At 61.6% G+C, this 26,953-nt stretch carries 27 protein-coding genes; 16 read left to right on the top strand and 11 right to left on the bottom strand.

What is annotated here, in order from left to right; translation table 11 throughout:
* Positions 1 to 12: 12 nt before the first annotated feature.
* Genes GL286_RS13975 through murJ form a run of 3 tightly spaced genes read left to right on the top strand, consistent with a single transcriptional unit; the run spans position 13 to position 5,591 of the window.
* Positions 13 to 1,215 carry a penicillin-binding protein activator gene (locus GL286_RS13975; protein WP_155096187.1) on the top strand — a complete coding sequence of 401 codons (1,203 nt, stop codon included), beginning with the start codon at positions 13 to 15 and terminating at the stop codon, positions 1,213 to 1,215.
* On the top strand, positions 1,212 to 4,028 hold the full coding sequence (locus GL286_RS13970) for a [protein-PII] uridylyltransferase (RefSeq protein ID WP_425496097.1): 2,817 nt from the start codon (positions 1,212 to 1,214) through the stop codon (positions 4,026 to 4,028). The genes GL286_RS13975 and GL286_RS13970 overlap by 4 nt, the downstream gene beginning before the upstream one ends.
* Positions 4,029 to 4,046: 18 nt before the next feature.
* The gene (gene murJ / locus GL286_RS13965; RefSeq protein WP_155096185.1) at positions 4,047 to 5,591 is read left to right on the top strand and encodes a murein biosynthesis integral membrane protein MurJ; all 1,545 of its coding nucleotides are present in this window, start codon (positions 4,047 to 4,049) and stop codon (positions 5,589 to 5,591) included.
* On the opposite strand, the gene GL286_RS13960 is transcribed toward murJ, so the two are convergent.
* Positions 5,582 to 6,295: a rhomboid family intramembrane serine protease gene (locus GL286_RS13960; protein WP_155096184.1), complete on the bottom strand. Its 714-nt coding sequence runs from the start codon at positions 6,293 to 6,295 to the stop codon at positions 5,582 to 5,584. The genes murJ and GL286_RS13960 overlap by 10 nt on opposite strands.
* Positions 6,296 to 6,382: 87 nt before the next feature.
* On the opposite strand from GL286_RS13960, the gene trpS reads away from it, so the two are divergent.
* Both trpS and bmt read left to right on the top strand, forming a co-directional pair.
* Entirely contained in the window at positions 6,383 to 7,402 is a 1,020-nt protein-coding gene (trpS, locus tag GL286_RS13955; RefSeq protein ID WP_155096183.1) for a tryptophan--tRNA ligase, read from the top strand.
* Between the two features lie 69 nt (positions 7,403 to 7,471).
* Complete coding sequence (gene bmt / locus GL286_RS13950; protein ID WP_155096182.1) at positions 7,472 to 8,428, top strand: betaine--homocysteine S-methyltransferase; 957 nt, start codon at positions 7,472 to 7,474, stop codon at positions 8,426 to 8,428.
* A 125-nt stretch (positions 8,429 to 8,553) separates the two neighbouring features.
* Here the strand turns inward: bmt and GL286_RS13945 are convergent, their stop codons facing one another.
* Entirely contained in the window at positions 8,554 to 9,636 is a 1,083-nt protein-coding gene (locus tag GL286_RS13945; RefSeq protein ID WP_155096181.1) for a PA0069 family radical SAM protein, read from the bottom strand.
* 121 nt (positions 9,637 to 9,757) lie between these two features.
* Here GL286_RS13945 and GL286_RS22160 point away from each other — a divergent pair, with 121 nt between their 5' ends.
* On the top strand, positions 9,758 to 9,919 hold the full coding sequence (locus tag GL286_RS22160) for a hypothetical protein (RefSeq protein ID WP_170295199.1): 162 nt from the start codon (positions 9,758 to 9,760) through the stop codon (positions 9,917 to 9,919).
* A gap of 195 nt (positions 9,920 to 10,114) precedes the next feature.
* A complete protein-coding gene (locus GL286_RS13940) occupies positions 10,115 to 11,194 on the top strand; it encodes a glycosyltransferase family 2 protein (protein WP_155096180.1) in 1,080 nt (359 codons plus the stop codon).
* Here the strand turns inward: GL286_RS13940 and GL286_RS13935 are convergent.
* Complete coding sequence (locus tag GL286_RS13935; protein WP_170295198.1) at positions 11,159 to 11,551, bottom strand: GtrA family protein; 393 nt, start codon at positions 11,549 to 11,551, stop codon at positions 11,159 to 11,161. The two genes, GL286_RS13940 and GL286_RS13935, sit on opposite strands and share 36 nt — an antisense overlap.
* 19 nt (positions 11,552 to 11,570) lie before the next feature.
* A complete protein-coding gene (locus GL286_RS13930; RefSeq protein WP_155096178.1) occupies positions 11,571 to 12,140 on the bottom strand; it encodes an HNH endonuclease in 570 nt (189 codons plus the stop codon).
* Positions 12,141 to 12,644: 504 nt separating this feature from the next.
* Here GL286_RS13930 and GL286_RS13925 point away from each other — a divergent pair.
* A complete protein-coding gene (locus tag GL286_RS13925; RefSeq protein ID WP_155096177.1) occupies positions 12,645 to 13,070 on the top strand; it encodes a VOC family protein in 426 nt (141 codons plus the stop codon).
* Positions 13,071 to 13,263: 193 nt separating this feature from the next.
* Here GL286_RS13925 and GL286_RS13920 read toward each other — a convergent pair whose 3' ends face one another.
* From GL286_RS13920 to GL286_RS13910, 3 genes are read right to left on the bottom strand one after another with little or no spacing between them, the layout of a single operon-like run.
* Complete coding sequence (locus GL286_RS13920) at positions 13,264 to 13,923, bottom strand: alpha/beta hydrolase (RefSeq protein ID WP_155096176.1); 660 nt, start codon at positions 13,921 to 13,923, stop codon at positions 13,264 to 13,266.
* Positions 13,920 to 14,543: a DNA-3-methyladenine glycosylase family protein gene (locus tag GL286_RS13915; protein WP_155096175.1), complete on the bottom strand. Its 624-nt coding sequence runs from the start codon at positions 14,541 to 14,543 to the stop codon at positions 13,920 to 13,922. The genes GL286_RS13920 and GL286_RS13915 overlap by 4 nt, the downstream gene beginning before the upstream one ends.
* Positions 14,543 to 15,184 carry a GntR family transcriptional regulator gene (locus GL286_RS13910; RefSeq protein WP_155096174.1) on the bottom strand — a complete coding sequence of 214 codons (642 nt, stop codon included), beginning with the start codon at positions 15,182 to 15,184 and terminating at the stop codon, positions 14,543 to 14,545. The genes GL286_RS13915 and GL286_RS13910 overlap by 1 nt, the downstream gene beginning before the upstream one ends.
* A gap of 64 nt (positions 15,185 to 15,248) precedes the next feature.
* Here GL286_RS13910 and GL286_RS13905 point away from each other — a divergent pair, with 64 nt between their 5' ends.
* From GL286_RS13905 to purF, 6 genes are all read left to right on the top strand, one after another.
* A complete protein-coding gene (locus tag GL286_RS13905) occupies positions 15,249 to 15,935 on the top strand; it encodes a pyrimidine 5'-nucleotidase (protein WP_155096173.1) in 687 nt (228 codons plus the stop codon).
* 27 nt (positions 15,936 to 15,962) lie between these two features.
* Positions 15,963 to 16,163: a hypothetical protein gene (locus GL286_RS13900; protein WP_155096172.1), complete on the top strand. Its 201-nt coding sequence runs from the start codon at positions 15,963 to 15,965 to the stop codon at positions 16,161 to 16,163.
* A gap of 7 nt (positions 16,164 to 16,170) precedes the next feature.
* Positions 16,171 to 17,355 carry a UbiH/UbiF family hydroxylase gene (locus GL286_RS13895; protein ID WP_155096171.1) on the top strand — a complete coding sequence of 395 codons (1,185 nt, stop codon included), beginning with the start codon at positions 16,171 to 16,173 and terminating at the stop codon, positions 17,353 to 17,355.
* Positions 17,356 to 17,452: 97 nt separating this feature from the next.
* Entirely contained in the window at positions 17,453 to 18,817 is a 1,365-nt protein-coding gene (gene radA / locus GL286_RS13890) for a DNA repair protein RadA (RefSeq protein WP_155096170.1), read from the top strand.
* 42 nt (positions 18,818 to 18,859) lie between these two features.
* Positions 18,860 to 19,477 (top strand): CvpA family protein, encoded by a 618-nt coding sequence (locus tag GL286_RS13885; RefSeq protein WP_155096169.1) that lies wholly within the window; start codon positions 18,860 to 18,862, stop codon positions 19,475 to 19,477.
* Positions 19,478 to 19,621: 144 nt separating this feature from the next.
* A complete protein-coding gene (gene purF / locus GL286_RS13880) occupies positions 19,622 to 21,124 on the top strand; it encodes an amidophosphoribosyltransferase (RefSeq protein ID WP_155096262.1) in 1,503 nt (500 codons plus the stop codon).
* A gap of 65 nt (positions 21,125 to 21,189) precedes the next feature.
* Here purF and GL286_RS13875 read toward each other — a convergent pair whose 3' ends face one another.
* Genes GL286_RS13875 through gmk form a run of 3 tightly spaced genes read right to left on the bottom strand, consistent with a single transcriptional unit; the run spans position 21,190 to position 23,388 of the window.
* Positions 21,190 to 22,239, bottom strand: a complete 1,050-nt coding sequence (locus tag GL286_RS13875; RefSeq protein ID WP_155096168.1) for a sensor histidine kinase — start codon at positions 22,237 to 22,239, stop codon at positions 21,190 to 21,192.
* Complete coding sequence (locus GL286_RS13870; protein WP_155096167.1) at positions 22,232 to 22,759, bottom strand: gamma carbonic anhydrase family protein; 528 nt, start codon at positions 22,757 to 22,759, stop codon at positions 22,232 to 22,234. Before GL286_RS13870 ends, GL286_RS13875 begins: the two co-directional genes overlap by 8 nt.
* A complete protein-coding gene (gene gmk / locus GL286_RS13865; RefSeq protein ID WP_155096166.1) occupies positions 22,756 to 23,388 on the bottom strand; it encodes a guanylate kinase in 633 nt (210 codons plus the stop codon). The genes GL286_RS13870 and gmk overlap by 4 nt, the downstream gene beginning before the upstream one ends.
* A 205-nt stretch (positions 23,389 to 23,593) precedes the next feature.
* Between gmk and GL286_RS13860 the strand changes: the two genes are divergently transcribed.
* A complete protein-coding gene (locus tag GL286_RS13860) occupies positions 23,594 to 24,346 on the top strand; it encodes a PAS domain-containing protein (RefSeq protein ID WP_155096165.1) in 753 nt (250 codons plus the stop codon).
* A 48-nt stretch (positions 24,347 to 24,394) separates the two neighbouring features.
* Here GL286_RS13860 and GL286_RS13855 read toward each other — a convergent pair whose 3' ends face one another.
* A complete protein-coding gene (locus tag GL286_RS13855) occupies positions 24,395 to 25,795 on the bottom strand; it encodes a class II 3-deoxy-7-phosphoheptulonate synthase (RefSeq protein WP_155096164.1) in 1,401 nt (466 codons plus the stop codon).
* Between the two features lie 117 nt (positions 25,796 to 25,912).
* On the opposite strand from GL286_RS13855, the gene GL286_RS13850 reads away from it, so the two are divergent.
* On the top strand, positions 25,913 to 26,920 hold the full coding sequence (locus GL286_RS13850; RefSeq protein ID WP_155096261.1) for a GlxA family transcriptional regulator: 1,008 nt from the start codon (positions 25,913 to 25,915) through the stop codon (positions 26,918 to 26,920).
* Positions 26,921 to 26,953: the final 33 nt, after the last annotated feature.

The following is a 26,953-nucleotide window of genomic DNA, read 5'->3' as shown; positions in this document are numbered from 1 at the left end:
GGGAATCATGCCATGACCGTCACGACTTCGAGCCACGGCAGCTTCGGTTTGCGCCGTCCACTCGCCTGTATCACAGCCTTCGCATCGGCCATGTTCCTGACCGCTTGCGAGCCGATCGCGACGGCCACCTCGGGCCCCTCGACGGGCCAGATGATCGACCCTTCGAAACCCGTTCCGGTTGCAATGCTGGTCCCCGGTGGCGCTGGAAGCGGCGATCTTGACTGGCTTGCGCGGTCGCTGACGAATTCCGCCAAGATGGCTGCTGCCGACGCGCAGGGCGCCACGATCGACCTGCGGATCTACGATTCCGGCCAGGATCCCGGCACGGCGGTCGCCAAGGCCAATCAGGCCGTCGACGAGGGAGCCAAGATTATCCTTGGACCGTTGTTTGCGGAATCCGCCAATGCCGTGGGACTTGCGATGGCCCCGCGCGGCGTGAACGTGATCTCGTTCTCGAACAACGCCGATATTGCTGGCGGCAACGTTTTCGTACTGGGCACGACCTTTGCCAACACGGCCGACCGGCTGGCGAAATACTCGGTCAAGAACGGCAAGCGCCGCATTCTGGTCGTGGCCGAGGATGACGCCGCGGGACAAATCGGCTCGCGCGCGATCCAGCAGGCCATCCAACGCAACCGCGGCACGGTTGCGGGCGTCGCGAACCACGCGCTGTCGCAACAGGGCATCGACGAAGTCGTCCCGAACATCCGCCAGGCAGCGCAATCAGGCAATGTCGATGCGATTTTCATGACCGCCAACCAAGGCGCTGTGCTGCCCTATCTGACGGATTCACTGGCCGATTCAGGGATTACCTCAGCCACGGTGCAGATGATGGGCCTGACCCGCTGGGATCAGCCCGCGTCGCGCCTGTCCCTGCGCGGCGTTCAGGGCGGCTGGTTCGCCCTGCCCGACCACCGCTTGAAACCGCAATTCGACCAACGCTATCGCGCCGCCTACGGCGAGGCTCCGCATGAACTGGGCTCGCTGGGATATGACGGCGTGGCAGCCATCGCCGCGCTTGCCCGCGCCGGTAAACGCAATGCTTTGACCACCGCAGGCCTGACCCAGAACGCAGGCTTCCAGGGCATCACCGGAGCGTTCCGCCTGCGGCGCGACGGCACCAATGAACGGGCGCTTTCCATTGCCACCGTGCGCAACAACAGGGTCGAAATCATTGATCCCGCGCCTAAAAGCTTTGGCGGAGTCGGGTTCTGATTTTGAACGACGCCACTGCTGAAAAGCTTCCGCAAAGTGCTCCGGCCCTGCCCGGAGCACATTCCCTTTTCTCTCCCGAGACGTTCCTGCCCTATCTGACGTCCGAACTGGGCCAGATTTCCGAGCCTCGCGCCATCCGCACTCGGACCGTCGCGATCCTTTCCGAGGCACGGACCAGCGCGATGGCCGATATCGTCGCGGGCTTCCAGTCCCATCCCCGTGCCGCGCGTGAAACAGTTCGCGCCATTGCCAGCCTGACGGACGCCACGGTAGTGGCAATCCACCATGTGGCGACGACGATCTTGCACCCGCAGACCAATCCGACCGATGCCGAGCGTCTGGCGGTTCTGGCTATCGGCGGTTACGGGCGAGCAGAAATGGCCCCGCAATCGGATGTCGATCTGCTGTTCCTGACACCGTGGAAGGTCAGCGGCTGGGCCGAAAGTGTCGTTGAATCGATGCTATACATGCTGTGGGATCTGAAGCTGAAGATCGGGCAGTCGACGCGCTCGGTCGATGATTGCCTGCGCCTTGGCGCGGGCGATATCACCATCCGCACCAGCCTGCTGGAGCATCGTCTGGTCTGTGGCTACGCGACCACGGCCGAAACCCTGCGCGAGCGTCTTTGGACCGAGCTTTTCGACAAATCCGTACCGGAATTCATCGAGGCAAAGCTGGCCGAACGCGCCGAGCGTCACCGCCGTCAGGGCGGTCAGCGCTACGTTCTCGAGCCCAATGTCAAAGAGGGCAAGGGCGGGCTTCGCGACCTGCAAACCCTTTACTGGATCGCGAAATACATCCACCGCGTCGACCGCGCCGTCGAACTTGTCGATCTGGGCTTTTTCACCAAAGAAGAGCACCTGACATTCTGGCAGGCCGAGGATTTTCTCTGGGCGGTTCGCTGCAACATGCACCTGATCGCCGGACGTCCCAGCGACCAGTTGACCTTCGACATGCAGGTCGAGGTCGCAAAGGCCATGGGGTATCGCGATCAAGGCGGACGTCGCGCGGTCGAGATCTTCATGCAGGAATATTTCACCCACGCGACCCGCGTCGGCGAGTTGACGCGGGTGTTCCTTGTCGCGCTCGAGGCGCGCCATCTTTACAAGGCTCCGCTGCTGAACGGCATCTTCAGCCGCCGCAAGCGCTTCAAACCCGGATTCAAGATGGATCGCGGGCGGCTGAACTATGTCGATGAAAAGCAGTTCCTGTCGGATCCGCTGAATATTCTGCGCCTGTTCGAAGAGGCTTTGCGCACCAGCATCCTGCTGCATCCCGACGCGATGCGGGCGGTTGCGGCCAACCTGAACCTGATCGACGACCGCGTCCGCCAAGACCCCGAGGCCGTGCGGATCTTTCTGGATCTGCTGCTGAAGCACGGCAATCCGGAACGATCATTGCGGCGCATGAACGAATTGGGCGTTCTGGCGGCCTTCATCCCCGAATTCGCGCCGGTCGTCGCGATGATGCAGTTCAACGTGTACCACCACTACACGGTGGACGAGCATCTGATCCAATGCGTCGCGGCCCTGTCCGCCATCGAGCGGGGCGAAGAGATCGACGATCTGCCCACGGTCAGCCGGATCATGAAGGGCAAGATCAACCGCCGCGTCATCTATCTGGCGGTGCTGCTGCACGATATCGGCAAGGGCCGGACCGAAGACCACTCGATCCTTGGCGCACGTCTCGCGCGCCGCATCTGCACCCGTTTCGGCCTTGAAGCGGACGAAATCGAAACCATCGAATGGCTGATCCGGAACCATCTTCTGATGTCCGACGTCGCGCAAAAGCGCGACATATCCGACCCCCGAACGCTGCGTGACTTTGCCAAGCTGGTCAAAACCAGCCGCCGTCTGGATCTGCTGACCGTTTTGACTGTCTGCGACATTCGCGGCGTCGGTCCGGGGACTTGGAACAACTGGAAAGCGGTACTGCTGCGCACCTTGCACGGCGAGACCGAACGCGCACTGAAGAACGGCCTAGAGGATCTGAACCGCGACCGCCGCATCGGCGAGGCCAAGCGCTCGCTCAGGCATCTTTTGACCGCCAAAGGCTGGGAACCGAAGGCAATCAAGGGCGAACTGGGTCGGCATTACGAGAATTACTGGCCCAGCCTTTCGACCGGCACCCAGTTCATATTTGCCGATCTGTTGCGCGATCTGGCCGATGATGAAATCCGTATCGACCTGCATCCGGATGTGGACCGCGACGCGACCAGCGCCGCCTTTGTGCTGGCGGACCATCCCGGCATCTTCTCGCGGCTTGCGGGGGCATTGGCACTGGTCGGCGCGAATATCGTCGATGCGCGGACCTATACCACCAAGGACGGATTCGCGACGGCCGTGTTCTGGCTGCAAGACAGCGACGGCCACCCCTATGACGCAGAACGTCTGCCCCGCCTGCGCAAGATGATCGAACGCACGCTGGGTGGCGAGGTCGTCCCGCGCGAGGCCTTGGCGGGACGCGACAAGCCGAAAAAGCGCGACAGCGCCTTCCGCTTCCCGACCCACATCACCTTCGACAACGAGGCATCCGATGTCTACACCGTCATCGAGGTGGACACCCGAGACCGTCCCGGACTGCTTTACGACCTGACCCGTACCTTGGCCGACAACCACATCCAGATTGCCAGCGCGGTGATCGCGACCTTCGGGGCGCAGGTGGTCGACACCTTCTACGTCAAGGACATGTTCGGGCTGAAGCTGCACCAACCGCAAAAGCGCGAGGCGCTCAGCAAGAAGCTGCAACAGGCGATCAAGGACGGAACCGAGCGCGCCGAGAAAGCCCAGCGGGTCCTTGGCGGCTCGTTCTGAGATCACGGAAAGTACAGAATGCAACCGATCAGACTAATCCGGGGCTTCCTCTCGGTCGGAGCCTGGACGCTGGCAAGCCGCGTTGTCGGCTTTATCCGCGATGTGATGATTGCAGCCTATCTGGGCACTGGCCCGGTGGCGCAGGCCTATATCGTGGCCTTCACCCTGCCAAACATGTTCCGCCGCTTCTTCGCCGAGGGTGCGTTCAACACCGCTTTCGTTCCGATGTTTGCCAAACGGCTCGAAGCAAATGACAATCCGAAAGGCTTCGCCGAAGAAGCGTTTTCGGGACTGTTCACGGTCGTTCTGGTCGTCTCGCTGATTGCGCATCTGCTGATGCCATGGCTGGTCCTTGCGATGGCGGCAGGCTTTGAGGGAGACGAGCGCTTCGGTCTGGCGGTGATCTATGGCCGGATCTGCTTCCCCTATATCCTGTTCATCTCGTTGACGGCACTGCTGTCGGGATTGCTGAATGCAGGCGGCCGGTTCATCGCCGCGGCGGCAGCGCCGGTCCTGATGAACTTCATCCTGATTGCGGCGATGCTGCTGGCCGACCGGAACGGTTGGGATATGGGCAAGGCGATGGCCTGGTCCACGCCGATCTCGGGTCTGGCGCAACTGGCAACGGTGTGGTGGGCCGCAAAGCGCATGGGATTTCCCTTGCGGCTTCGCCGCCCACGGCTTTCGCCTGACATGAGGCGTCTTCTTGCCGTGGCCGCGCCTGCCGTTCTGGCCGGCGGCGTTGTCCAGATCAACCTGCTGGTCGGGCGTCAGGTCGGTTCGTTCTATGACGGGGCCATCGCATGGTTGACCAATGCCGACCGGCTATACCAGCTTCCGCTGGGCGTTGTCGGCATCGCCATCGGGATCGTGCTGCTGCCTGATATCTCGCGCCGCCTGAAAGCCGGAGACACCGACGGTGGCCGCCACGCCTATAATCGCGCAACCGAGTTCGCTCTGTTCCTGACCATCCCCGCCGCTGTCGCGCTGGTGATGGCAAGCTATCCCCTGATTTCGGTCCTGTTCAAACGCGGCGCCTTCCTTGAGGCTGATGTCGGCCCGACCGCTCTGGCATTGGCGATCTATGGTCTAGGGCTTCCGGCATTCGTTCTGCAGAAGGTCCTGCAACCGCTCTACTTCGCCCGCGAGGACACCCGCAGCCCGTTCCGCTTTGCGGTCTGGTCGATGGTGGTGAACGCGGCTCTGGCTTTGGGGCTGGCTCCGTTCATCGGCTTCTCGGCAGCAGCTTGGGGAACAACGATTGCGGGTTGGACCATGGCAGCGCAGCTATGGCGCGGCACGCGCGCCTTTGGCGAGGCCGCCCGTCTGGACGAGAGGCTGCGCCACCGCCTGCCCCGCATCGTCCTTGCCTCGGCCATCATGGGGGTTGGGATCTGGGCCACGACGACTGTGCTGAGCGATATGCTTTACCAATCCGGCACACGTTATCTTGCGCTGATCATTCTGGTGGTGGCGGGAATGGCAACCTATGCGATCTCGGCCATCGTCCTTGGGGCTGTGCGCCCCTCGGACCTGAGGGCAGGCTTCAAGCGTCAGCGTTGACGGATCTGTTGCATGACCCGGGCGATCCCGCCCGGGACCAGCACGAACGACATCAGAAAACCGGTACAGAAACCGGCGATTTCGGCGATCCATGTCGTATTGCCGTCCTGAAAGATCACACCAAAGACCAGCTGGAACGCCAGCAGCATCCCGATCAGCGTGAAAGCCCGTAGCCGGTTGGCATTTTCCTGACCAAGCCGCGTCCACAGCAGAAAAGTAAAAGCGCCGACAAACCCGTAGACCGCAGGGTATCCGCCGATCAGCGGTTGAAACCGGAACTGCGGGAAAAGCCCTGCGAACAGGGTGTAGATCAGCGCCGCTCCGACTGACGAACCGAAGAACAAGGCAAGCACAGCCCAGGTCCGGAACTGGTTCGCGATCAGGTTTCCAAGTGCCAAACAAAAGACAATGACAAAAACCGCATGCATCAGCGACAGATGCACGAAGGAATAGGTCAGGATACGCCAGCTTTGGTCGAAGATGATCGTCCGCATCTGCCATAGCTGCAGGACCATCTCGGGGATGAAGGCGGTGCGCTCGGCGGCGACCTGACGCATGGCCAACCCCGCCCCCGGTGCATTTCCACCGACAAAGCCGATCTGCGCCAGACCGAAGACCGCCTCGCAGGCGATCATGGGCAGAACCAATGCCCATACCACGGCAGGAACGGGATTGAGCGGGGATTCGTCGTAACCGGGGCGCATCGTCTTCCTCATCCTTAGCTTGGGCGGTTGCGCCCGGACGGGTCAACGGGTAAGCCAGCCTCCGGGATTTTCCAAGCAGGTAGTGCCATGACCACGAGCTTCGCTCCGCGCATTTTCTCCGGCATCCAGCCCTCGGGCGGCTTGACGCTGGGGAATTATCTGGGCGCGCTGAAACGTTTCGCCGAATATCAGGGCAAAGGCTCTGAGACGATTTACTGCGTTGTCGACCTGCATGCCATCACTGTCTGGCAAGACCCCGAGAAGCTGCGTCACAATACACGCGAAGTCGCAGCCGCTTTCCTGGCCTCGGGCGTGGACCCCGAGGTTTCGATCCTGTTCAACCAAAGTCAGGTTGCCCAGCATGCCGAACTGGCATGGCTGTTCAATACCGTTGCACGGGTCGGCTGGATGTACCGGATGACCCAGTTCAAGGACAAGGCGGGCAAGAACAGCGAGAACTCCAGTCTTGGATTGCTGGCCTACCCCTCGTTGATGGCAGCCGACATTCTCGCCTATCACGCCACCGCCGTTCCGGTCGGCGAGGACCAGAAGCAGCATCTGGAATTGACCCGCGACATCGCGACGAAGTTCAACCATGACTATAACACCGAGTTCTTCCCGATCACGCAGCCGCTGATCGAAGGGACGGCGACCCGCGTCATGTCTCTGCGTGACGGCAGCAAGAAGATGTCGAAATCCGACCCCTCGGACGCGGCACGGATCAACCTGACCGACGATGCCGACGCCATCGCGCAAAAGATCCGCAAGGCGCGCACCGATGCCGAGCCGCTGCCGGGAACGATGGACGGCCTGAAAGACCGTCCCGAAGCCCGCAACCTTGTGAACATCTTTGCCGCACTGACCGGCGAAACCGCCGATCAGGTTCTGGCCCGCTTCGAAGGGCAAGGTTTCGGTGCGTTCAAGCCCGCTTTGGCCGAGGTTGCCGTGGAAACGATGGCCCCGATCACCGCGAAGATGACCCAGTTCATGGCCGACCCTGCCGAGATCGACCGAATCATGGGACGCGGTGCGGATCAGGCCGCAGCGATCGCACAGCCTATCGTCGAGCGCACCAAAGAAATCATGGGCATGATCCGTTCGCGCTAAGCGGTAAGAAAATCAGGCTTTTCCGCGCGGGATGTGCTAGCATCATCCCGTGCGAGAACGGATAGGACAATGACGGACCCCTTGTCCCGGTTGCTCGGCGACCGCCCTTGGCTATTGGCCGATGGCGCGACCGGGACCAATCTTTACAATATGGGCCTTGCCCCCGGCGACGCCCCCGATCTGTGGTGCGAAAGCCATCCTGACCGCGTGCGCGAATTGCATCGCCAGATGATCGCCGCAGGCGCGGACATGATCTTGACCAACAGCTTCGGGGCAAATGCCAGCCGATTGCGCCTGTCCGGCGCCGAGGGACGTGTCGCCAGCATCAATCACGCCGCTGCCCGCCTTGCCCGCGAGACGGTGGCCGAGGCAGATCGTCCGGTCATCGTCGCAGGCTCGATCGGGCCGACCGGCGAGATCATGGCTCCCGTTGGTCGTCTGACCGAAGCCGAGGCGACCCGACTGTTCACCGAGCAAGCCGAAGCGCTGAAAGAAGGCGGCGTCGACATCCTGTGGATCGAGACGGTCAGCGCAGTCGAGGAACTACGTGCCGCCGCCCGCGCTGCGCAAGCGGTTGGCCTGCCCTGGTGCGGCATGATGAGTTTCGAACCCGGTGGCCGCAGCATCATGGGCGTCAGTCCTCCGCAACTCGCCACGCTGGTCGAACGCCTGCCCCATCCCCCGATCGCTTACGGCGCGAATTGCGGTACCGGTCCGGCCGAATTGCTGCTGGCGATCTCGGGTTTTTCCGCGGCGGGTTCCGAGCGTCCGTTGATCGCCAAACCGAATGCCGGTGTGCCGCGTTTTCAGGATGGCGGGCTGATCTATGATGGCACGCCCGAAGTAATGGCCGAATTCGCTGTTCTGGCCCGCGATATGGGCGTCCGCATTATCGGTGGTTGCTGTGGAACAACGCCCGTACATCTGGCGGCAATGCATGAAGCACTCATCAATCGCGTATCCGGCGGGCGCCCGTCGACCGAGACGATCTCATCGCGGATTGCCGGCGCGATGGCCGACCGCTAAGTCATCGAGAAAGTGGTTCGACCACAGCCCGACGACGCGCGTGACCGGACTGTCCTGTGGTATGCGCTTTTCGGCCCGCCTTGGCGGCAGCGCGTCAGGGAACGGCCAATTTCGGTTCCCGACGGCTAGAACAGCGACAGTTGATCTCCGGCACGGGGCGGCGGGCCGAACAGGCTGCAATCCAGAACCGGAGGCTCGCGCTCAAGGCCCAGACGGCGGCGAGCCAGTCGGAACCGCTGGTGTAACAGATCGGCCTCGACCCCCTCGCCGCGCATCCGTGCACCGAATCGCGGATCGTTATCCCGCCCGCCCCGCATCGCCCTGATCCGCGACATCACATGTTCGGCCTTGCCGGGATGGTGACGTTCAAGCCAATCCCTGAACAATGGCGCGACCTCGAGCGGCAGTCGGATCGGAATCATGCTGGCCGAATTAGCGCCCGCATCACGCGCGGCCTGCAAGATCCGCTCCATCTCGTATTCGTTCAGAACGGGGATCATCGGCGCGGCGATCACGCGGACAGGTACTCTGGCTTTTGCCAATGCTTCGACCATCCGCAATCGTGTCGCCGGAGCAGGCGCGCGCGGTTCAAGTTTGCGGGCCAGATCGGCGTCCAATGTGGTGATCGAAACTCCGGTACTGACCAGACGACGGGCCGCCATCTCGGACAGCAGCGCGACATCGCGCAGGACCGTCGCCCCTCGCGTCACCAGACTCAGCGGATGGTTCCACGCCGACAGAACCTCAAGACAGCCGCGCATGATGCCCATCTTGGCTTCAAGTGGCTGATAGGGATCGGTATTTGTTCCAAAGGCAATCGGAGCAACCGCATAGCTGGGGCGACCGATCTCGGCCGCGAGAAGCTCGGGGGCGTTCGGTTTGGCGGTCAGTTTGGTTTCGAAATCCAGCCCCGGCGATAGCCCCAGATAGGCATGGCTAGGACGCGCGAAGCAGTAAATGCAACCATGCTCACAGCCCCGATATGGGTTGACCGACCGGTCAAACGGAATATCGGGCGAGTTGTTGCGGGCGATGATGGATCGCGCCCGCTCGTTTGCGACCTCGGTCCGCAGAATACCCTGATCCTCGGGGATGTCCCAGCCATCATGCTCGCGACTGCTCTGGTAAGGCTCGAACCTTCCTGCGGGGCGGGTATCAGCGCCACGGGCACGCAGGATCTGATCCGGGTTTCTGGGCGGCAGGGTCATGCGTCCAGAATACCGAACCAATGAGAACATTTCAAGAACAAAGATCCTCACCTTATCGTCAGGTCATTGCCCCTTCCGATTTGGCCGGTTCGGTCACATAATCAGGGTATTGGAGGGTGCCATGCCGCTTCCGCATTTCCTGATCCTGATCGTCGCGGTGATCCTGACCGGAGCACTGACCATCTGGATTGCAGCGTCCATCGGAATACCGCTGTATGTTCTGGGCGTTGTCGCCCTGACCGCAGCCGCCATCGTACATTTCGCAACGCGCGTGGATCACTAGCCTTTACGCGCCGCCGCGCGACCATGCCACGACCTGCAGCCATCCGGCTAAACTTGCGATGGCAAAAAAGACAGGTTCACAGTTTCACGCCAGTCTTCACAATGAGCCTAATTCCGCTCGTCCGCAGGTCGCGCCCGAAGCGCCCTGTACACTTGGCACAACTCTTTCGAACCCAAAGAAAGTTAAGTTCAGGTCATGTCTCAACCGCTGAACCTCGTCTCGATCGTCTGCCCTTGCTACAACGAAGAAGATGGCCTGAACGAGTTTGTCTCGAAGATCGGTCAGGTGATGAAGCCGACCGGCCAGCCTTACGAGATCGTTTTCGTCAATGATGGCAGCACGGACGGCACTCTGGGCGTCATGCGCGCGCTTGCTGCAGCCGAGCGCAACATCACCATCGTCAATTTCTCGCGCAATTTCGGCAAAGAGATCGCGCTGACCGCAGGTCTTTGCCACGCGACAGGCGATGCGATCATCGCCATCGACGCCGACCTTCAGGATCCACCGAACCTGATCCCCAAGTTCATCGAGAAATACCTTGACGGTTATGACGTGGTCTATGGCCGCCGGATCGAGCGTCAGGGCGATAGCTGGCTCAAGAAAGCGACCGCGCACGGTTTCTATCGCGTCATGCGCCGTCTTGGTCCGGTCCCCCTGCCCGAGAATGTCGGCGATTTCCGTCTGATGAGCCGCCGCACCGTTGATGCGCTGATGCGTCTTCCCGAAGCGCACCGTTTCATGAAAGGGCTTTTCGCATGGGTCGGTTACCGCTCGTGCGCGGTAGATTATGTTCGCGAACCCCGTTTCAGCGGCTCGACCAAATGGAGATACGGCCAGCTTCTGAACCTCTCGATCGAGGGGATCACGTCCTTCACCACCGTGCCCTTGCGGCTGACGACCTATCTTGGTTTCTTCATCGCGCTGTTTGCCTTCGCGGGCGGTGCCTTTTACCTGATCCGCACCTTACTGTTCGGCGACGAGGTTCAGGGTTTCCCGACCCTGTTCCTGACAATCCTGCTGTTGGGCGGCGTGCAATTGATCGCATTGGGGGTCATTGGCGAATATCTGGGTCGCGTCTTCAACGAAACCAAACGACGCCCGCTGTTCCTGATCGACGAAATCAGCTGGTCCGAGGCGGGTGCGACACGCCGCAAGGATCGGGATGCGTTCCTGTTCGGAATCCCCAGCGTCCTACCGGAAACCACCGTGCCCAACCCCGCACTTATGGGCGAGACCGTGTTACCCCTTCTGAGTGCGGAAAATCGCACGCGATGACAGGATGTAATTGACCACCGAGGCGAGGCCGATGGACAAGGCAAGCGCAATGGACAGCGGCAAGCCAACCATCCCGAATCCTACAAGAAGCACGGCTCGCAATAGATAAACCAGCACGCTCCACAGCATGAAGGCCAGATATTTTCGCGCCAAGCGAGATTGGCCGGCGGATTTGAAGGTGATGTGGTCGTGCCAAAAGAATACCGCCGTCGCGCTGAACAGCATCGCCAATCCCAAGGCGAGTTCAGGCGACATGCCAAGAAACTTGGCAGCCAGCATGGTGATTGCATAATCAACCACCGCCCCCATGGCCGAGCCGCTGGCGAATATTCCGTATTTTTTCAGATGGCTGCTCATTCCGGCCGGTATTTCATTCTTATCGGTTTTCCAACTCGGCATCCCAATAAAGGAAGTCCATCCAAGTCTGATGCAACTGGTCCGCAGCACCAGGTAAACGCATGGCTGCGGCATCAAGCTGATAGGCGGTCGGGACAAAAGGTTCGCGCAACAATTTCAGTCCGGCCTGAGACGGCGTTTTGCTGCCCTTGCGCAAGTTATCCTTGCTGCAGCACGACACGATATTCAGCCAGTTCGACTGCCCGCCTTTGCTGCGCGGCACGATATGGTCAAAAGTCAGGTCGCGGGCCGGAAAGCGTTTGCCGCAATACTGGCAGCGAAATTCGTCACGCAGAAAGACATTATAGCGCGTAAAGGCGACGTGCTTGCGCTTGCGATAGGTCTTCAACGCAATGACTGATGGCACCTCGTAATCGCGTGCAGCCGTGCGGATCTGGACGTTGTCATAGGCTTTCACCTGCACAACCCGATCCTGAAACACCGAGACAATCGCCTGCTGCCAAGTGCAAACCGACAGCGGCGCATAGCTGAGCGGTTGCATGTCGGCATTCAGGATCAAGGTCCGCAGGTTCTGCAAGGGGACGTTCATGCGTCACCTCCTGCGGCTTGCCTGCAGCAATTAAAAAGGCGCGTGAGGAACACGCGCCCGATGGAATCTTCCGGATTTGCAAACGAACTGGATACCCTGATGCGTACACAGATCTCGGCCCATTCGAAGCCAAAGATCGCCTGCCTGCGTAAGCCTAACCGCTCACGCGTTGTGGGAGTTCGGAAATAACCAAGGTCGTCCAGCATGGGCCCTCTGCATTATCTGCCCGGAAACTTGTCGGAACGTCTTGAGGCCGACTATATATCGTGACCGCAAGCTGACAAGCCCCTGAATATATGTCCTGCCGGATGATTAATCCGATTGCGTGACATCGCCGTGACAGGTGTGCAATCGCAAGATCCTAATCTCGCGACGGAAGTCGCAACAGAAACGATCCATTCGCAACGACTTGGCCAAATCAGCCAGCAGCAGATTAGCGTTGATGGGCGTATTCGGCACAAGGCAAGCTGGCACAATCCCCGTTCTGGTGGCAGGATTAATCGCATGAGGCAGCCACCCCCCATCATTGGTACGCTGGAAACCGCACTTTATGCCCGCGATCTGGTTGCCGCTTCAGATTTCTGGGTCAAAATCATGGGATTGCAGCAAATCGCCTACCAACCCGGAAGGCACGTCTTCTTCCGCTGCGGTGCGCAGATCCTGCTTGTGTTTGACCCCGACGCAACCCGCAAGCCGCCTGCGGCTGACAGCCGTCTGCCCGTACCGTCACACGGAACCGACGGCGAAGGGCATTTCTGCATCGCGATAGACGGAGGAACCATCCTGCATTGGCGCGACCACCTGACCGCGAATGGCGTGGCAATCGAGGCCGATTTCGAATGGCCTCAGGGTGGGCGGTCAATCTATTTCCGAGATCCGGCGGGCAATTCGATCGAATTGGCCGAGCCCCGGATCTGGAACAAGGAATGAAGGGGGATCAGCGGCGAGCGCGCACCACGACCTTCTGAGCTTTTGGCTGACGCATCGCTACCACCAGCAAGCTGACGGGAATGAAAGCGGTCAGGGCCACAAAGATCAGATCCATCGCAACATCTCCTCACTACGTAAGGATAAGTTAATCCCCAACTTCCATACTTCAAGGTCAAACTGACCCAAGCGGAAGTTACCCTGCGGAAAGTCGCTCGTTCAGGAATTGCAGCGCCGCCGACAACCCGTCCTGCGAGATGCCATGCGGGGTGTTCTTCATGACATGGGTATAGACGGTGAACCCGTTTGCGACCAACGCATCCGCAGCCAAGCCCATGCTTTCGAACGGCACGACAGGATCCTGATCGCCATGCGCCAGAAGAACCGGCGGGCGGGTCTTGACGTCGCGGGCCAAAGCCTCGGGGTCGAGCAGACGGCCCGAGAAACCGACGACGCCGGCGATTTCCTGTGCGCGACGGGGGGCGACCTCCAGCGACATCATCGTCCCCTGCGAGAAACCGACCAGCGCCAACCGTGCCGGAGCGATGCCCTCGTCGGAGATCACCTTGTCCAAGAACGCATTGATATCGGCAAAGGACTGTTCCGCCGACGAACGCGCCTGCTCGGCGGTCGAGCCGTCCATCCACGGGATCGGAAACCACTGGAAGCCCATCGGATTGTTAATGCAGCGTTCGGGCGCGTCCGGTGCGTAAAAGGCCGTGCGCGGCAGATGCGGCTGAAGCGGATCGGCTAGCCCCAACAGATCGGCCCCGTCGGCACCGTAGCCGTGCAGGAATACCACGACGGAATCCGCCTTGGCAGGCCCTTTGCGTTTCGACTTCAATTCGCGTGTCATCTGACCCCCTCGCGTCCTTTTGCTAAGCGGTAATAGGCCCACAGGGCCCTTGCCGCAACCGCGCGCCAAGGCCGCCACGGCTCGGCCAAGGCGACCAACGCGGCCGGAGCGGGACGTTCGGGCAGGTCGTATAGCAATCGGGCAGATTCCGCCAAGGCAAGGTCGCCAGCCGCAAACACATCCGCCCGACCCAACGCGAATTTCAGATAGATTTCAGCGGTCCAGCGCCCGATCCCCGGCAAGGCGGTCAGCGCAGTGATGGCATCTTCGTCGGGAAGTTCGCGCAAGCTGTTCCAATCCATCCGCGCCTCGGCAATGCCGCGCAGATATCGGATCTTGGGACGGGACAGGCCGACGGCCCGCAATGCATCATCGTCTGCCGCGGCGATCCCCGCCTCGTCCGCAAGTCCGGCTGCCGCCATGCGCGCAACTATCGCATTGGCCGCGTGGGTCGAAATCTGTTGCGAAACGACCGCGTCCCTGATCGAGACAAACCCCTCGTCCCAGCGGCGCAGCGGCAACGGCCCGATTTCCGGCAAGGCACGCGCCCAGACCGGACAGACACGCGCAAGATGCGCCGCGCCTTCCTCAAGATCCGAGGCGGCGCGAATCACGCGCATCACTCGTCGTTGCCAATCTCGCTGGCCAAGCGTGCTTCTTCTTTCAGGCGGGTCTCATAGGCCATCGAGATGTGGCGGCGCAGCGCCGCCTCGGCCCGCTCGCCGTCATGCGCGGCAATCGCATCGACGATTTCCTGATGCTCGCACAAGGTGACGGTATCACGCCCCTTGGCCGCCAGAGTCGTGCGCGCCATCAGCGCCATGCTGCGATGCACAAGGTCAAGCTGCTGAACCAGATAGCGGTTATGCGACGCCAGATGGATCTGATGGTGAAAGCGCCGATTTGCCCGCGACAAAGCCTGCGGATCGCCCAGAATGGCGCGGTCTTCCTCGACCATGCCAGCCAGAACGCGCACCTCCTCGGGGGTGGCGTGGCGGGCAGCCAGACGCGCCGCCAGTGCCTCCAGCTCGGTCCGGACGGTGTAAAGCTCGGCCAGCTGGTTATGATCCAGCGTCGCCACGATCAGGCTGCGCCCGTCGCGCTTGAGCATGGACTGGGTTTCCAGCCGCTGCAAAGCCTCGCGGACCGGCGTGCGCGACACGCCAAAGCGCTCGGCCAACTCGGATTCGACCAGCCGGTCACCGGGACGGTAAGTGCCACTGTCGATGGCGGAAAGGATCAGGGAATAGGCGTCTTTCATACGCGCACGATCTGTTGTCCCGCATGGGATTGCAAGCGTCCTGCCGCAGGCTTAGGCAGCTATCATGGAATTTAATCACGTCACGACCTGGATCTTCGATCTGGACAACACGCTCTACGCGCCCGAGATGCGGCTTTTCGACCAGATCGAGAAGCGCATGAATGCCTATGTCATGCGCGAATTGCACATGTCCGAGCCCGAGGCCAGTAATCTGCGGCAGGCTTACTGGCGTCTGCATGGCACGACATTGTCGGGTCTGATGGCGGAACACAGCATTGATCCAATGCCTTACCTGCGCGAAGTCCACGACATCGACCTGACCCATCTGACGCCCTCGCCCGATCTGGCCGCGCTGATCACCGACCTGCCGGGGCGCAAGATCATCCATACCAATGGCGATACCGAATATGCCGCTCGCGTGCTCGCCGCCCGGGGGCTAAATATCTTCGACGAGATCCACGGCATCGATACCACGGAATTCCACCCCAAGCCCGACCCGCGCGCTTATGCCGCAGTCATGCAGCGCTCGGGTTTTGATCCGGCTACAGCTGCAATGTTCGAGGATGACCCTAGAAACCTAGAAGTCCCGCATTCGCTGGGAATGCGTACGGTTCTGGTCGGGGCCGGCCGACACGGGCCCGACCAGTTGATCCCCGAATTTGATCATGGCGCACATGTCCATCACCGCACCATGGACCTGACCGCCTTTCTGCACTCTCTTGCCCAGACGCGGCAACAGCGCCAGAATTGACCTGTCGCACCCGCAAAGGAACGCAGCATGGCCGCCACTCAACTCGACCCAGCCGAAGCCCGCTCTGAGGCGCGCATTGCCGCAGGGCTATTCCTTGCCGTTCTGGTCCTGATCGTGATCGCGGCGCTTGCGACCGCGATCTGGGGTCTGGCCGCGCTGACCCTGATCGCTCTGGCGGGTACTGTCACGATGTTCGGCATCCTGATCGCTTACGCTGCGGGCTTCTGACCGGACCATGGAAAATACCGAGATTTTCGTCTCAGGCGGCGGCATTGCCGGCCTGATTGCAGCCGCCGCATTCGGCACGGCTGGCCATCAGGTAACCTGTGTCGACCCCGCCCCTCCGGTCACCGAGGAAGCCGCCGCAGGTTCGGATCTGCGCAGCACGGCATTCCTGCATCCCTCGATTGCAGTGCTGACCGCTGCTGGCCTGTGGGAACGGCTCGCGCCACATGCAACGCCGCTGCAAATCATGCGGATCATCGACGCGGGCGGAAAGCTGTCGCAGGCCCGTCTGACGCGCGACTTCGACGCCTCGGAGATTTCGGACCAACCCTTTGGCTGGAACCTGCCCAACTGGCTTCTCAAGCGCGAGATTTCGGCCCGCCTCGCCTCGCTGCAAAATGTCCGCTTCCTGCCCGGAACCGGAACCGCCAGCATTGTCGCCCGCGACACCGAAGCGCTGGTGACACTGACGGACGGCACGCGCCTGCGCAGCAAGCTGGTGATCGGGGCCGATGGTCGCAACTCGCCGGTGCGACAGGCGCTTGGCATTGGCGCCCGCACGCTGCGCTACGGCCAGAAGGCGTTGGCCTTTGCCGTCACGCATGAACGACCGCATGGCAATGTCTCGACCGAGATCCACCGCTCGGGCGGACCGTTTACCTTGGTCCCCCTCCCCGATCGCGACGGAAAGCCGTCCTCGGCAGTCGTCTGGATGGAGCGCGGACCCGAAGTCGCCCGCCTCGCCGCACTCTCGCCGGACGATTTCTCGACCGAACTCAATATCCGCTCGGCAGGAGTGCTGGGCCGGCTGACGCAAGCGACACGTCTGACCGAATGGCCGATCATCAGCCAGATCGCCGACAGCTTCACCGGTCCGCGCACCGCCTTGATCGCCGAGGCCGCCCATGTCGTCCCACCGATCGGAGCGCAGGGCCTGAATATGAGCCTTGCCGATCTCGCGTCGCTGATCGACCTGTCGGCAGGCAATCCCGGCAGCCAGACTTCGCTTGACGCCTACAACCGTCGCCGCCGCCCCGAGGCGATGGCCCGCCTGCTTGGCATCGACGCGCTGAATCGTACCAGCATGATCTCGTCCCGCCCCTTGCGCGATCTGCGGGCCGCGGCCCTGGGCAGCCTCTATGCCGTTGCACCGGTCCGTCGGGTACTGATGCGCGCGGGGCTGGGCGTCAGCTGAGCGCTGGTGGCTACATCTCGTAAAAACCCGCGCAACTGCACGGTAAAGCACACCATTCCCTGTGGCATGCCGCCGCGCAATCTGCCATTCAGATAGAATGGCAAGATCCATCACCGCCTTCACCTGCACGGCCTGCGGCGCCAGCCACCGGAAATGGTCCGGTCGCTGCGAGACCTGCAACGAATGGAACAGCATCATCGAGGAAGCGCCCCTGTCGCAAGGGCCGGGTCGCGGCCTTGGATCGCTCAAGGGTAAGCCGGTCCCGCTATCGGGCCTCGCGACGCAGGAAGCCCCCCCTGCCCGCGCCCATTCCGGCATCGCGGAATTTGACCGCGTCCTTGGCGGCGGTCTTGTTCCCGGCTCGGCCATCCTTGTCGGCGGTGATCCGGGCATCGGGAAATCCACGCTTCTGCTACAGGCCGCCGCTGCCTTCGCCCGCAACGGCCAGCAAGCCATCTATTTCTCTGGCGAGGAAGCCAGCGCACAGGTCCGTCTACGCGCCCAACGGCTGGGCCTTGGCGACGCGCCTGTTCGCCTTGGCGCAGAAACCGCCTTGCGCGATATCCTGACCACGCTGGATGTCGAACGCCCTGACGTCGCGATCATAGACTCGATCCAGACCCTTTGGTCGGACCAGATCGAGGCCGCTCCCGGCTCGGTCGGGCAGGTCCGCGCCAGCGCGCATGAGCTGACCACCTTCGCCAAGCGGCGCGGAACATCGGTCATTCTGGTCGGGCATGTCACAAAGGAGGGCCAGATCGCCGGCCCCCGCGTCGTCGAGCACATGGTCGACACCGTCCTTTACTTCGAGGGTGAGCGCGGCCACCAATTCCGCATCCTTCGCGCCCACAAGAACCGTTTCGGTCCGGCCGACGAGATCGGCGTTTTCGAAATGACCGGCGGCGGACTGTCCGAAGTCGCGAACCCTTCGGCCCTTTTCCTGTCCGAGCGGGGCCAGCCAAGCGCCGGATCGGCGGTCTATGCCGGGATCGAAGGCACTCGTCCTGTCCTTACCGAAGTCCAGGCGCTTGTTGCACCTTCGACACTGGCCAGCCCGCGCCGGACCGTTGTCGGTCTGGACTCCGGCAGGGTCTCGACCATCCTTGCAGTGCTTGAGGCACGCTGCGCCGTCCCGTTCGCGGGTCTCGACGTTTTTCTCAATGTTGCCGGAGGGATGCGCGTCAACGAGCCCGCAGCGGATCTGGCCATCGCGGCCGCGCTTCTTAGCGCGCGCGAGGACATCGCTCTGCCAGCTGAGGCGGTCATTTTCGGCGAAATCAGTCTTTCGGGGGCGCTACGTCCTGTCGCACAAACCGAAAACAGGTTGAAAGAAGCGCAAAAACTTGGTTTTTCACGTGCAATCCTGCCCGCGTCCACCAAGGTCGAGGGCGTATCCGGTATGCGGGTCGACCGTGTTTCGGATCTGACAAGTTTCGTGGGCGAGACATTCGGTGCCGGATGATCTTGTCCCTCAATCGCGGGGCACACCGCAAAAGGGCGTGACATGGACGGTTTCACCATAATCGACGGCATCGTGGCGGCCGTGATCATCCTCTCGGCGATCCTTGCCTACGCGCGGGGCTTCGTTCGCGAATCGCTGGCCATCCTCGGCTGGATCGGCGCGGCGGTGCTCGCGTTCATCTTCGCTCCGGCGGCAAGGCCGATGATCGCGCAAATCCCCGGCCTGAACAAGTTTCTCGCCGACAGTTGCGAGCTTTCGACCATCGCGGGCTTTGCGGCCGTCTTCGCGCTGGCACTGGTGCTGTTCTCGATCATCACGCCGCTTTTCTCGTCGGTCGTGCAGCGCTCGGCGCTTGGCGGCATCGATCAGGGCATGGGCTTCCTGTTCGGGGTAGCGCGCGGCATCCTTCTCGTGGCGATCGCGTTCATCGTCTATGACCGCGTGATGTCCGAACAGGATCTGGCCATCGTCGACAACTCGCGCTCGGCGCAGGTTTTCGAACGGATGACCGGCCAGATGGACGAGCAGATCCCGCATAACGCGCCGGAATGGGTCGTTTCGCGCTACGAGCAACTGGTGCGTGGCTGCATGTCGACCCAGCCAGTCGATGCGAACACCACGACGCCTGCGCCTGCCAACGGCACAACCCCAGCGAATTAAGGCGACAAAGCGTCGCATGACCCATTCGTGACATTAAATGCGCCCCGTCGGTCCGGCGGGGCGTGACTTCACCCGCACGAGTCCCTATGTTAGCGGCACTCGCGCCACATATTTAGCCCTCCCCTAGCCCAAGAGCCGGTGATGATGCAGCCATTCCTTGCCCATCCCTTCGATTCCGACCGCCTGCATGAAGAATGCGGTGTTTTCGGCGTAATCGGTGTCACGGATGCGGCCAACTTCGTCGCCCTCGGCCTGCACGCGTTGCAGCATCGCGGACAAGAAGCTGGCGGCATTATCTCGCATGACGCGGAACAGGGCTTTAACAGCGCCCACCGTTTCGGCTACGTCCGCGACAATTTTACCAAACAAAGCCTGATGGAGACCCTGCCGGGTTCCCTCGCCATCGGTCACGTCCGCTATTCGACTGCCGGCACCAAGGCCGCGACCGCGATCCGCGACGTGCAGCCCTTTTTCGGCGATTTCTCGATGGGTGGCTGCGCCGTTGCCCATAACGGCAACATCACCAACGCCATGGCGCTGCGCAAGGAACTGATCGAGCGTGGCTCGATCTTCCAGTCCAGTTCGGATTCCGAATGCATCATCCACCTGATGGCGCGTTCCATTCAGCGCAACATCCCCGAACGGATGAAAGACGCGCTGCGCCGCGTCGAAGGCGCGTTCTCGGTCATCGCCATGACCCGCACCAAGTTGATCGGCGTGCGCGACCCGTTGGGCGTGCGCCCCCTGGTTCTGGGCAAGATCGGCGACGAGGGATATGTCCTCGCCTCGGAAACCTGCGCGCTGGATATTATTGGAGCCGAATTCCTGCGCGAGATCGAGCCCGGTGAAATGGTCGTCATCTCGAAGGGCGAGGTCGAAAGCTCGCGCCCCTTCGGTCCCTCGACCGGCCGTTTCTGCATCTTCGAGCATGTCTATTTCTCGCGCCCGGACTCGATCATCGGCGGTCGTTCCGTCTATGAGACCCGCCGCCAGATCGGCGTCGAACTGGCCCGTGAATCCCCGATCGAAGCCGACCTCGTCTGCGCCGTTCCCGATAGCGGCACGCCTGCCGCAATCGGCTTCGCGCATGAAAGCGGCATTCCGTTCGGCATGGGGATCATCCGCAACCAGTATATGGGCCGGACCTTCATCGAGCCGACCGAACAGATCCGCAACATGGGCGTACGTCTCAAGCTTAACGTCAACCGCGCGCTGGTCAAAGGCAAGCGCGTCATTCTGGTGGATGACTCGGTCGTGCGCGGGACCACCTCTCGCAAGATCAAGGACATGATCCTTGACGCTGGCGCGGCCGAGGTCCACTTCCGCATCGCCTCGCCGCCGACCGCATGGCCCTGCTTCTACGGCGTGGACACGCCCGACCGCGGCAAGCTTCTGGCAGCCCAGATGTCGGTCGAGGAAATGCGCGAATGGATCGGCGTCGACAGCCTCGCATTCGTTTCGCTAGACGGACTTTACCGCGCTGTTGGCGAAGCGCGCGGACGCAACGCGGCCAACCCGCAATATTGCGACGCCTGCTTCTCGGGTGACTATCCGGTTGCACCATTCGACCAGTTGGAACGCGGCTTCCGGATGAAGCCCAACTCCGAAACCTCGGGCGTTGAAATCACCGGCCACGCTGCCGAGTAAGGCGGCGTTCGGCCAAAGGCCGGACAAAAAAGGCGGAGGCTCGATGCCTCCGCCTTTTTTATTCCCTAAACCCGTCCGGCAGATTCGGGCAGGATTACCATGAACTGGCTGCCCTTGCCTTTCTGGCTCTCGATCTTCAGCCGCCCGCGATGACGGTTGATGATGTGTTTGACGATTGCCAGACCCAACCCCGTTCCGCCCTGCTCCCGCGAGCGGTGTGTATCGACACGGTAAAAACGCTCGGTCAGGCGCGGCAAATGCAGCGCCTCGATCCCCTCGCCCTCATCCGCGATCGTCACCATCCATGCCGGCCCGCGCAGGACCGGCTCGTGTTGCAGCCGCTCCAGCACGACCCGCACCACTCCACCGCTGGCCCCGTATTTCACGGCGTTCTCGATCAGATTGTGAAAAACCTGCACCAACTGGTCGGTATCGCCCGGAAGCATGACCTGTCCCGACGTACCGACCTGCTCAAGCGACACGGATGCGCTTGTTGCCGATGGGGAAAGCGTCGTCACGACCGAACGCAGCAACGCCGCCAGATCGACACTTTCGACGGGGCGACGGCGTTCGTCCTGCTCGACACGGCTCAGTGACAACAGCTCACCGATCAGCCGGTTCATCCTGCCCGCCTCGCGCCCCATGATCTCTAGGAAACGGTCATGCGCCGCCAGATCGTTCCGGGCTGGTCCACGCAATGTTTCGATAAAACCCATCAACGCAGTGAGGGGCGTACGCAGTTCATGGCTGACATTGGCCACGAAATCGCGTCGCATCTGTTCGGTTTCTTCATCGCGCGAACGGTCCTCGATGGTCACGCTCGCCGCGCGGTTTCCCGAAATTTGCAGCGGAGAAACCAGAACCTGACACAGCATCTTGCCGTTACGCGTCTGCATCGTCGCATTCAGCCGTGCCTGCTCGCCACCGGCAAGCACCGAATCCAGCGCAGTATTCACCTCGGGATGCCGCAACAGCGTCACGAATGGCCGATTGGCAGGGACCGGCCCTAGCAATGCCTCCATGGCGTCATTGCCGCCGATCAGCCGCGCCTCCTCGTCGACGACAACCATCGGCACCGGAACGGCGGATAGAAGCTGATCCAGCAAATCAGGCATTTCGAGCCGCCGTCATGCCCGCACGAAAGCGGGCGGCATTGGCGCGGTAGCCTTCCGCCGATTTCAGCAGCTTGGCCCGCGCCTCGTCGTCAAGCTCGCGCACGACCTTTCCCGGAGCCCCCATGACCAGAGAACCCGGAGGGATTTCCTTTCCTTCGGTGATCAAAGCGCCTGCGCCAATCAACGAACCCGCCCCGATCCGCGCACCATTCAGAATGATCGCGCCCATGCCGATCAAAGCCCCATCCCCGATGGTGCAACCATGCAGGATCGCGCGATGACCGATGGTGCAGTTCGCGCCGATGGTCAGGGGGCAACCGATATCGGTGTGGCAGACGGTCAGTTCCTGAACGTTCGAATTGCGGCCGACACGGATTTCCTCGTTATCGCCGCGCAAGACCGATCCGAACCAGACGCTCGCGCCTTCCTCCAGAACGACCTTGCCGATCAACTGCGCATCAGGCGCAACCCATGCATCATCCGCCATTTGCGGGGCAATTCCGTCCAAGTCCCAGATCATCTACCATCTTCCTCCATCAGGCGGCGTACAAACGGGCCAAGCCCGACCTGACGCGGACGGCGCAGCCGCTCGGCGGTCAGGATCGACTTGAGCGCCTCGGCGCTTTGATCAATATCTTCGTTGACGATGACATAATCATATTCGGCCCAATGACTGATCTCGTCGCGGCTTTTCTGCATCCGTCCGGCGATCACTTCGGGGGCGTCCTGCCCGCGCGAGATCAGGCGGCGCTCAAGCTCGGCAAGGCTTGGCGGCAGCACGAAGATCGAGATGACATGGTTTCCCAAAGCCGAGGCGCGGATCTGTTGCCCGCCCTGCCAATCGACATCGAACAAGGTATCGCGGCCCGCGCGCATCGCGTCTTCAACCGGTTCGCGCGGCGTGCCGTAAAGATTGCCGAACACCTCGGCATGCTCCAGCATATTTCCGGCAGCAACCATGGCGCGGAATGTGTCGGGGTCGCGGAAATAATAATGGTCGCCTTCGACCTCACCCGGTCGCGGCTTGCGCGTGGTCGCGGAAACGGAAAAGCGCAGGCTGGAATCCCATTCCATCAAACGCCGTGCCAATGTGGATTTTCCTGCCCCCGAAGGCGATGAAAGAATGATCAGAAGCCCGCTGCGATCCATGGTCCCGATCTCCTTTGTCGTGCTCGGTCGGTCTTAATTCGCGGCCTGAATGGCGCAGCGCGGGCATCATGGTCAACCCCCGCTCCGCAACGGCAAATCATATTAACCTTCTGTCAAGAATTCTCTCTGCGAACGGGCTTGAATGCGTTAGGTTGGTGACGTCGTATCTGTTTGTTTCGGTTTGTTGGTTAGGTGGGTAAACACGATGTCAGATAATCACGGCCCGGATGGGATCCGGGGCGAAGTTGTGCCGAGACGCGATGTCCGGCGCAACGATAAACTTTTTCGCATCGCGGATTACGAACCTGTCCAACCCGAGCGCATCGTCAGCGATCTTCGGAGCTATTGGGACGGCCTGCGCGGCAACCGCTCCGTACCGACCCGTGACGAGATCGACCCCCGCGCCTTCCGACCCGCGCTTGATTTCGCTTTCATTCTGGAACGCATCGCCCCCGGAGCGGCCCGATTCCGTCTGGCGGGACGGCACCTGATCGACGTGATGGGCGTAGAAGTCCGCGGCATGCCGATCTGTGCGCTGTTGAATCCGGACTCGCGCGGACGTCTGTCGGACGTGTTGGAAAGTGTCTTCCGCGGCCCGCAGATCGCCGAGTTACACCTTGAATCGGCCGTCGGCTACGGCCGACCCCATCTTCGCGGAACGATGCTATTTCTGCCGCTGCGTTCGGATCTGGGCGATGTGAGCCGCGTGCTTGGCTGCCTTGTCACCAAAGGTGAGATCGGCCAGACATCGCGGCGCTTTGATCTGGTTCGTGACCGGGTCTTTCCCGTCGTTCACGGTGCAAAAACCATCGAACCGTCCCCCTCGCCCACCCGATTTGCCGAACTTGCTCCGGCTCGTGGCCGCATCTTCGAAACAGCAACCCCCGAGGAACGGCGAGCGAAATTCCGTGTCATCACTGACGGGATCGAAACGTCGATCAACGCTCACAGGATGTAAAAAAGGGCGGTGATGACCTCGCCGCCCTTTCCAATAATGTTACTGAGTTCAGCTCGCCTTTGCTTGCTGCGCGGTGTCGACACGACGACGGCGAAGTTCCTCAGCAACGAGGAAAGCCAATTCCAATGATTGGCTTGCATTCAGGCGCGGATCGCAGGCGGTATGGTAGCGATCCGACAGATCTTCGTCGGTAACGGCGCGGACACCGCCGGTGCATTCCGTCACGTCCTTGCCGGTCATCTCGAAATGCACGCCACCCGGGATCGAGCCTTCGGCGCGGTGGACTTCGAAGAACTCGCGGACTTCGCGTAGGACCGATTCGAAGGGCCGCGTCTTGTAACCAGAGGCCGACTTGATCGTGTTCCCGTGCATCGGATCGCAGGACCAGACGACATTGGCCCCCTCGGATTGCACGGCCTCGATCAGGCGCGGCAGGTGATCGCCAACCGAGCCCGCCCCGAAGCGCGCAATCAGCGTCAGACGCCCCGGCTCGTTTTCGGGGTTCAGTTTCGCGATCAGCGTTTTCAGGTCGCTATCCGAGATCGACGGACCGCATTTCAGACCGATCGGGTTCTGGACGCCACGGGCGAATTCGACATGCGCGCCGTCGATCTGACGGGTGCGGTCGCCGATCCAGATCATGTGGCCCGATCCGGCGACCGGCAGGCCCGTGGTCGAGTCGATCCTTGCCAGCGATTCCTCGTATTCCAGCAGCAAGGCCTCGTGGCTGGTGTAGAAATCGACTGAATTCAGCACATGCGCCGTGGCCGAGGTCACGCCAGCAGCCGCCATGAAGGCCATCGCATCGCTGATGCGGTCGGCGATGTCGCGGTACCGCGCGGCCTCATCGCCACCGGTAAAGTCGCTGATCCAGCTTTGAACGCGGTGGATATCGGCATAACCCCCCGTCGAGAATGCGCGCAAAAGGTTCAGCGATGCGGCGGCCTGCGTATAGGCCGACAGCATCCGTTGCGGATCGGGGATGCGGGCCTCGGGGGTGAAGTCGAAGCCGTTGATGATATCGCCGCGGTAGCTGGGCAGTTCGGCGTCACCCACCTTCTCCATCGCAGCCGAACGCGGCTTGGCGAATTGACCGGCCATACGGCCCACCTTGACCACGGGCAGTTGCGCGCCCCAGGTCAGCACGATCGCCATCTGCAGCATCACCTTGAAGGTGTCGCGGATGTTGTCGGCCGAGAATTCCGAGAAGCTTTCGGCGCAATCGCCGCCCTGCAACAGGAACGAGCGACCAGCGGCCACCTCCGCCAAGGAAGCTTTCAAGCGGCGCGCCTCGCCAGCAAAAACCAGCGGCGGGAATTTCGCAAGCTGCGATTCGACCGCCTCAAGTGCAGCCATATCCGGATAATCAGGCATCTGGACGCGGGGATAGGCGCGCCAGCTACGCTTGTCCCATGTTTGGGTTGCGGAACCGGTTTTCTGCTGTGCCATTATCCTGTCCTCCTGACAAACGGTCATTGGGGTATAATGCGTCGTCGAACCGAGGAAAAGCCTTGCGCGCGCCCGCGCGGACTGCTGATCTGCGCTGATTTCGAGACACAGCCGCATATGCCAGACATGGATCCAGCCTCTTTCCCTGCCCAAGGTCCGGTGCAGCCGCGACCAAATCGATACTATTTCCTTTTACTTGAACGCTTTACGATGATCTCCTTCGCTGCCGCGATTGAACCGCTGCGTCTGGCGAACCGGATTGCGGGGCGGACACTTTATGAATGGCGGGTGATCGGGGAAAATGCCAAATTCGCCACCTGTTCGAACGGCACCCGCGTCATGCTGGATAGCGGCCTGACCGAAACCCGCCGCGAGGATACGATTCTGTTATGTGGCGGCATCGACATTACCCGCGCCGCGACACGTCCGGTACTGGCATGGCTGCGCCGTGAGGCCCGTCGCGGCCCACGCATGGGGGCACTTTGCACCGGTTCATGGGTTCTGGCCGAGGCCGGACTTCTGCAAGGCAAACGCGCGACAATCCATTGGGAAAACCAGGACGGCTTTTCCGAGGAATTTCCCGATGTCAGCCTGATCCGCACGGTCTTTGTCGACGACGGCAGCCGTCTGACTGCGGCGGGTGGCACGGCAGCCATCGACCTGATGCTGCACCAGATCGGCCGCGACCATGGCAGCGATCTGGCGAACCGTGTTGCCGACCAGATGATCCATACCTCGATCCGATCCGAAGGCGACCACCAGCGCCTGTCTATCCCGACCCGCATCGGGGCGCGCCATCCCCGTCTGGCGCAGGTCGTGGCGCGCATGGAAGCCAATATCGAGGAACCGATCAGCCCCGCGCGTCTGGCGCTTGACGCGGACATGTCGCCCCGACAGCTAGAGCGGCTGTTCGCGCGGTATCTCGGCCGCTCGCCCAAGCGCTATTACATCGAAATCCGTCTGGAGCGCGCCCGCAACCTGCTGATGCAGACCGAAATGAGCGTGATCGAGATCGCGCTGGCCTGCGGCTTTGGTTCGGCAGGGCATTTCTCGAAATGTTACCGCGCGACCTTTGGCAGTTCACCCTACCATCAGCGCAGCGGATCCGGTTCTGCTACAAATTAGGCATTTCCTTTCACGGAATTGCATCAATTCGTC

The organism is Paracoccus aestuariivivens (genome assembly GCF_009711225.1).
GTDB classification, from domain to species: Bacteria; Pseudomonadota; Alphaproteobacteria; order Rhodobacterales; family Rhodobacteraceae; genus Paracoccus; species Paracoccus aestuariivivens.
Note: the sequence above shows the minus strand (reverse complement) of the source record. Positions and strands in the feature narration are given on the sequence as shown.

Coding starts and splice junctions, on each gene's coding strand:
- GL286_RS13915 (WP_155096175.1), bottom strand. CDS start 14,543: ATGCGCGTGATTCGCGCCGCCTCGGATCTTGAGGAAGGCGCGGCGCAT.
- radA (WP_155096170.1), top strand. CDS start 17,453: ATGGCAAGATCCATCACCGCCTTCACCTGCACGGCCTGCGGCGCCAGC.
- GL286_RS13940 (WP_155096180.1), top strand. CDS start 10,115: ATGTCTCAACCGCTGAACCTCGTCTCGATCGTCTGCCCTTGCTACAAC.
- gmk (WP_155096166.1), bottom strand. CDS start 23,388: ATGGATCGCAGCGGGCTTCTGATCATTCTTTCATCGCCTTCGGGGGCA.
- GL286_RS13930 (WP_155096178.1), bottom strand. CDS start 12,140: ATGAACGTCCCCTTGCAGAACCTGCGGACCTTGATCCTGAATGCCGAC.
- purF (WP_155096262.1), top strand. CDS start 19,622: ATGCAGCCATTCCTTGCCCATCCCTTCGATTCCGACCGCCTGCATGAA.
- GL286_RS13860 (WP_155096165.1), top strand. CDS start 23,594: ATGTCAGATAATCACGGCCCGGATGGGATCCGGGGCGAAGTTGTGCCG.
- GL286_RS13870 (WP_155096167.1), bottom strand. CDS start 22,759: ATGATCTGGGACTTGGACGGAATTGCCCCGCAAATGGCGGATGATGCA.
- GL286_RS22160 (WP_170295199.1), top strand. CDS start 9,758: ATGCCGCTTCCGCATTTCCTGATCCTGATCGTCGCGGTGATCCTGACC.
- GL286_RS13855 (WP_155096164.1), bottom strand. CDS start 25,795: ATGGCACAGCAGAAAACCGGTTCCGCAACCCAAACATGGGACAAGCGT.
- GL286_RS13885 (WP_155096169.1), top strand. CDS start 18,860: ATGGACGGTTTCACCATAATCGACGGCATCGTGGCGGCCGTGATCATC.
- GL286_RS13905 (WP_155096173.1), top strand. CDS start 15,249: ATGGAATTTAATCACGTCACGACCTGGATCTTCGATCTGGACAACACG.
- GL286_RS13925 (WP_155096177.1), top strand. CDS start 12,645: ATGAGGCAGCCACCCCCCATCATTGGTACGCTGGAAACCGCACTTTAT.
- trpS (WP_155096183.1), top strand. CDS start 6,383: ATGACCACGAGCTTCGCTCCGCGCATTTTCTCCGGCATCCAGCCCTCG.
- GL286_RS13935 (WP_170295198.1), bottom strand. CDS start 11,551: ATGAGCAGCCATCTGAAAAAATACGGAATATTCGCCAGCGGCTCGGCC.
- GL286_RS13910 (WP_155096174.1), bottom strand. CDS start 15,184: ATGAAAGACGCCTATTCCCTGATCCTTTCCGCCATCGACAGTGGCACT.
- GL286_RS13895 (WP_155096171.1), top strand. CDS start 16,171: ATGGAAAATACCGAGATTTTCGTCTCAGGCGGCGGCATTGCCGGCCTG.
- GL286_RS13875 (WP_155096168.1), bottom strand. CDS start 22,239: ATGCCTGATTTGCTGGATCAGCTTCTATCCGCCGTTCCGGTGCCGATG.
- GL286_RS13945 (WP_155096181.1), bottom strand. CDS start 9,636: ATGACCCTGCCGCCCAGAAACCCGGATCAGATCCTGCGTGCCCGTGGC.
- murJ (WP_155096185.1), top strand. CDS start 4,047: ATGCAACCGATCAGACTAATCCGGGGCTTCCTCTCGGTCGGAGCCTGG.
- GL286_RS13900 (WP_155096172.1), top strand. CDS start 15,963: ATGGCCGCCACTCAACTCGACCCAGCCGAAGCCCGCTCTGAGGCGCGC.
- bmt (WP_155096182.1), top strand. CDS start 7,472: ATGACGGACCCCTTGTCCCGGTTGCTCGGCGACCGCCCTTGGCTATTG.
- GL286_RS13975 (WP_155096187.1), top strand. CDS start 13: ATGACCGTCACGACTTCGAGCCACGGCAGCTTCGGTTTGCGCCGTCCA.
- GL286_RS13960 (WP_155096184.1), bottom strand. CDS start 6,295: ATGCGCCCCGGTTACGACGAATCCCCGCTCAATCCCGTTCCTGCCGTG.
- GL286_RS13920 (WP_155096176.1), bottom strand. CDS start 13,923: ATGACACGCGAATTGAAGTCGAAACGCAAAGGGCCTGCCAAGGCGGAT.
- GL286_RS13850 (WP_155096261.1), top strand. CDS start 25,913: ATGCCAGACATGGATCCAGCCTCTTTCCCTGCCCAAGGTCCGGTGCAG.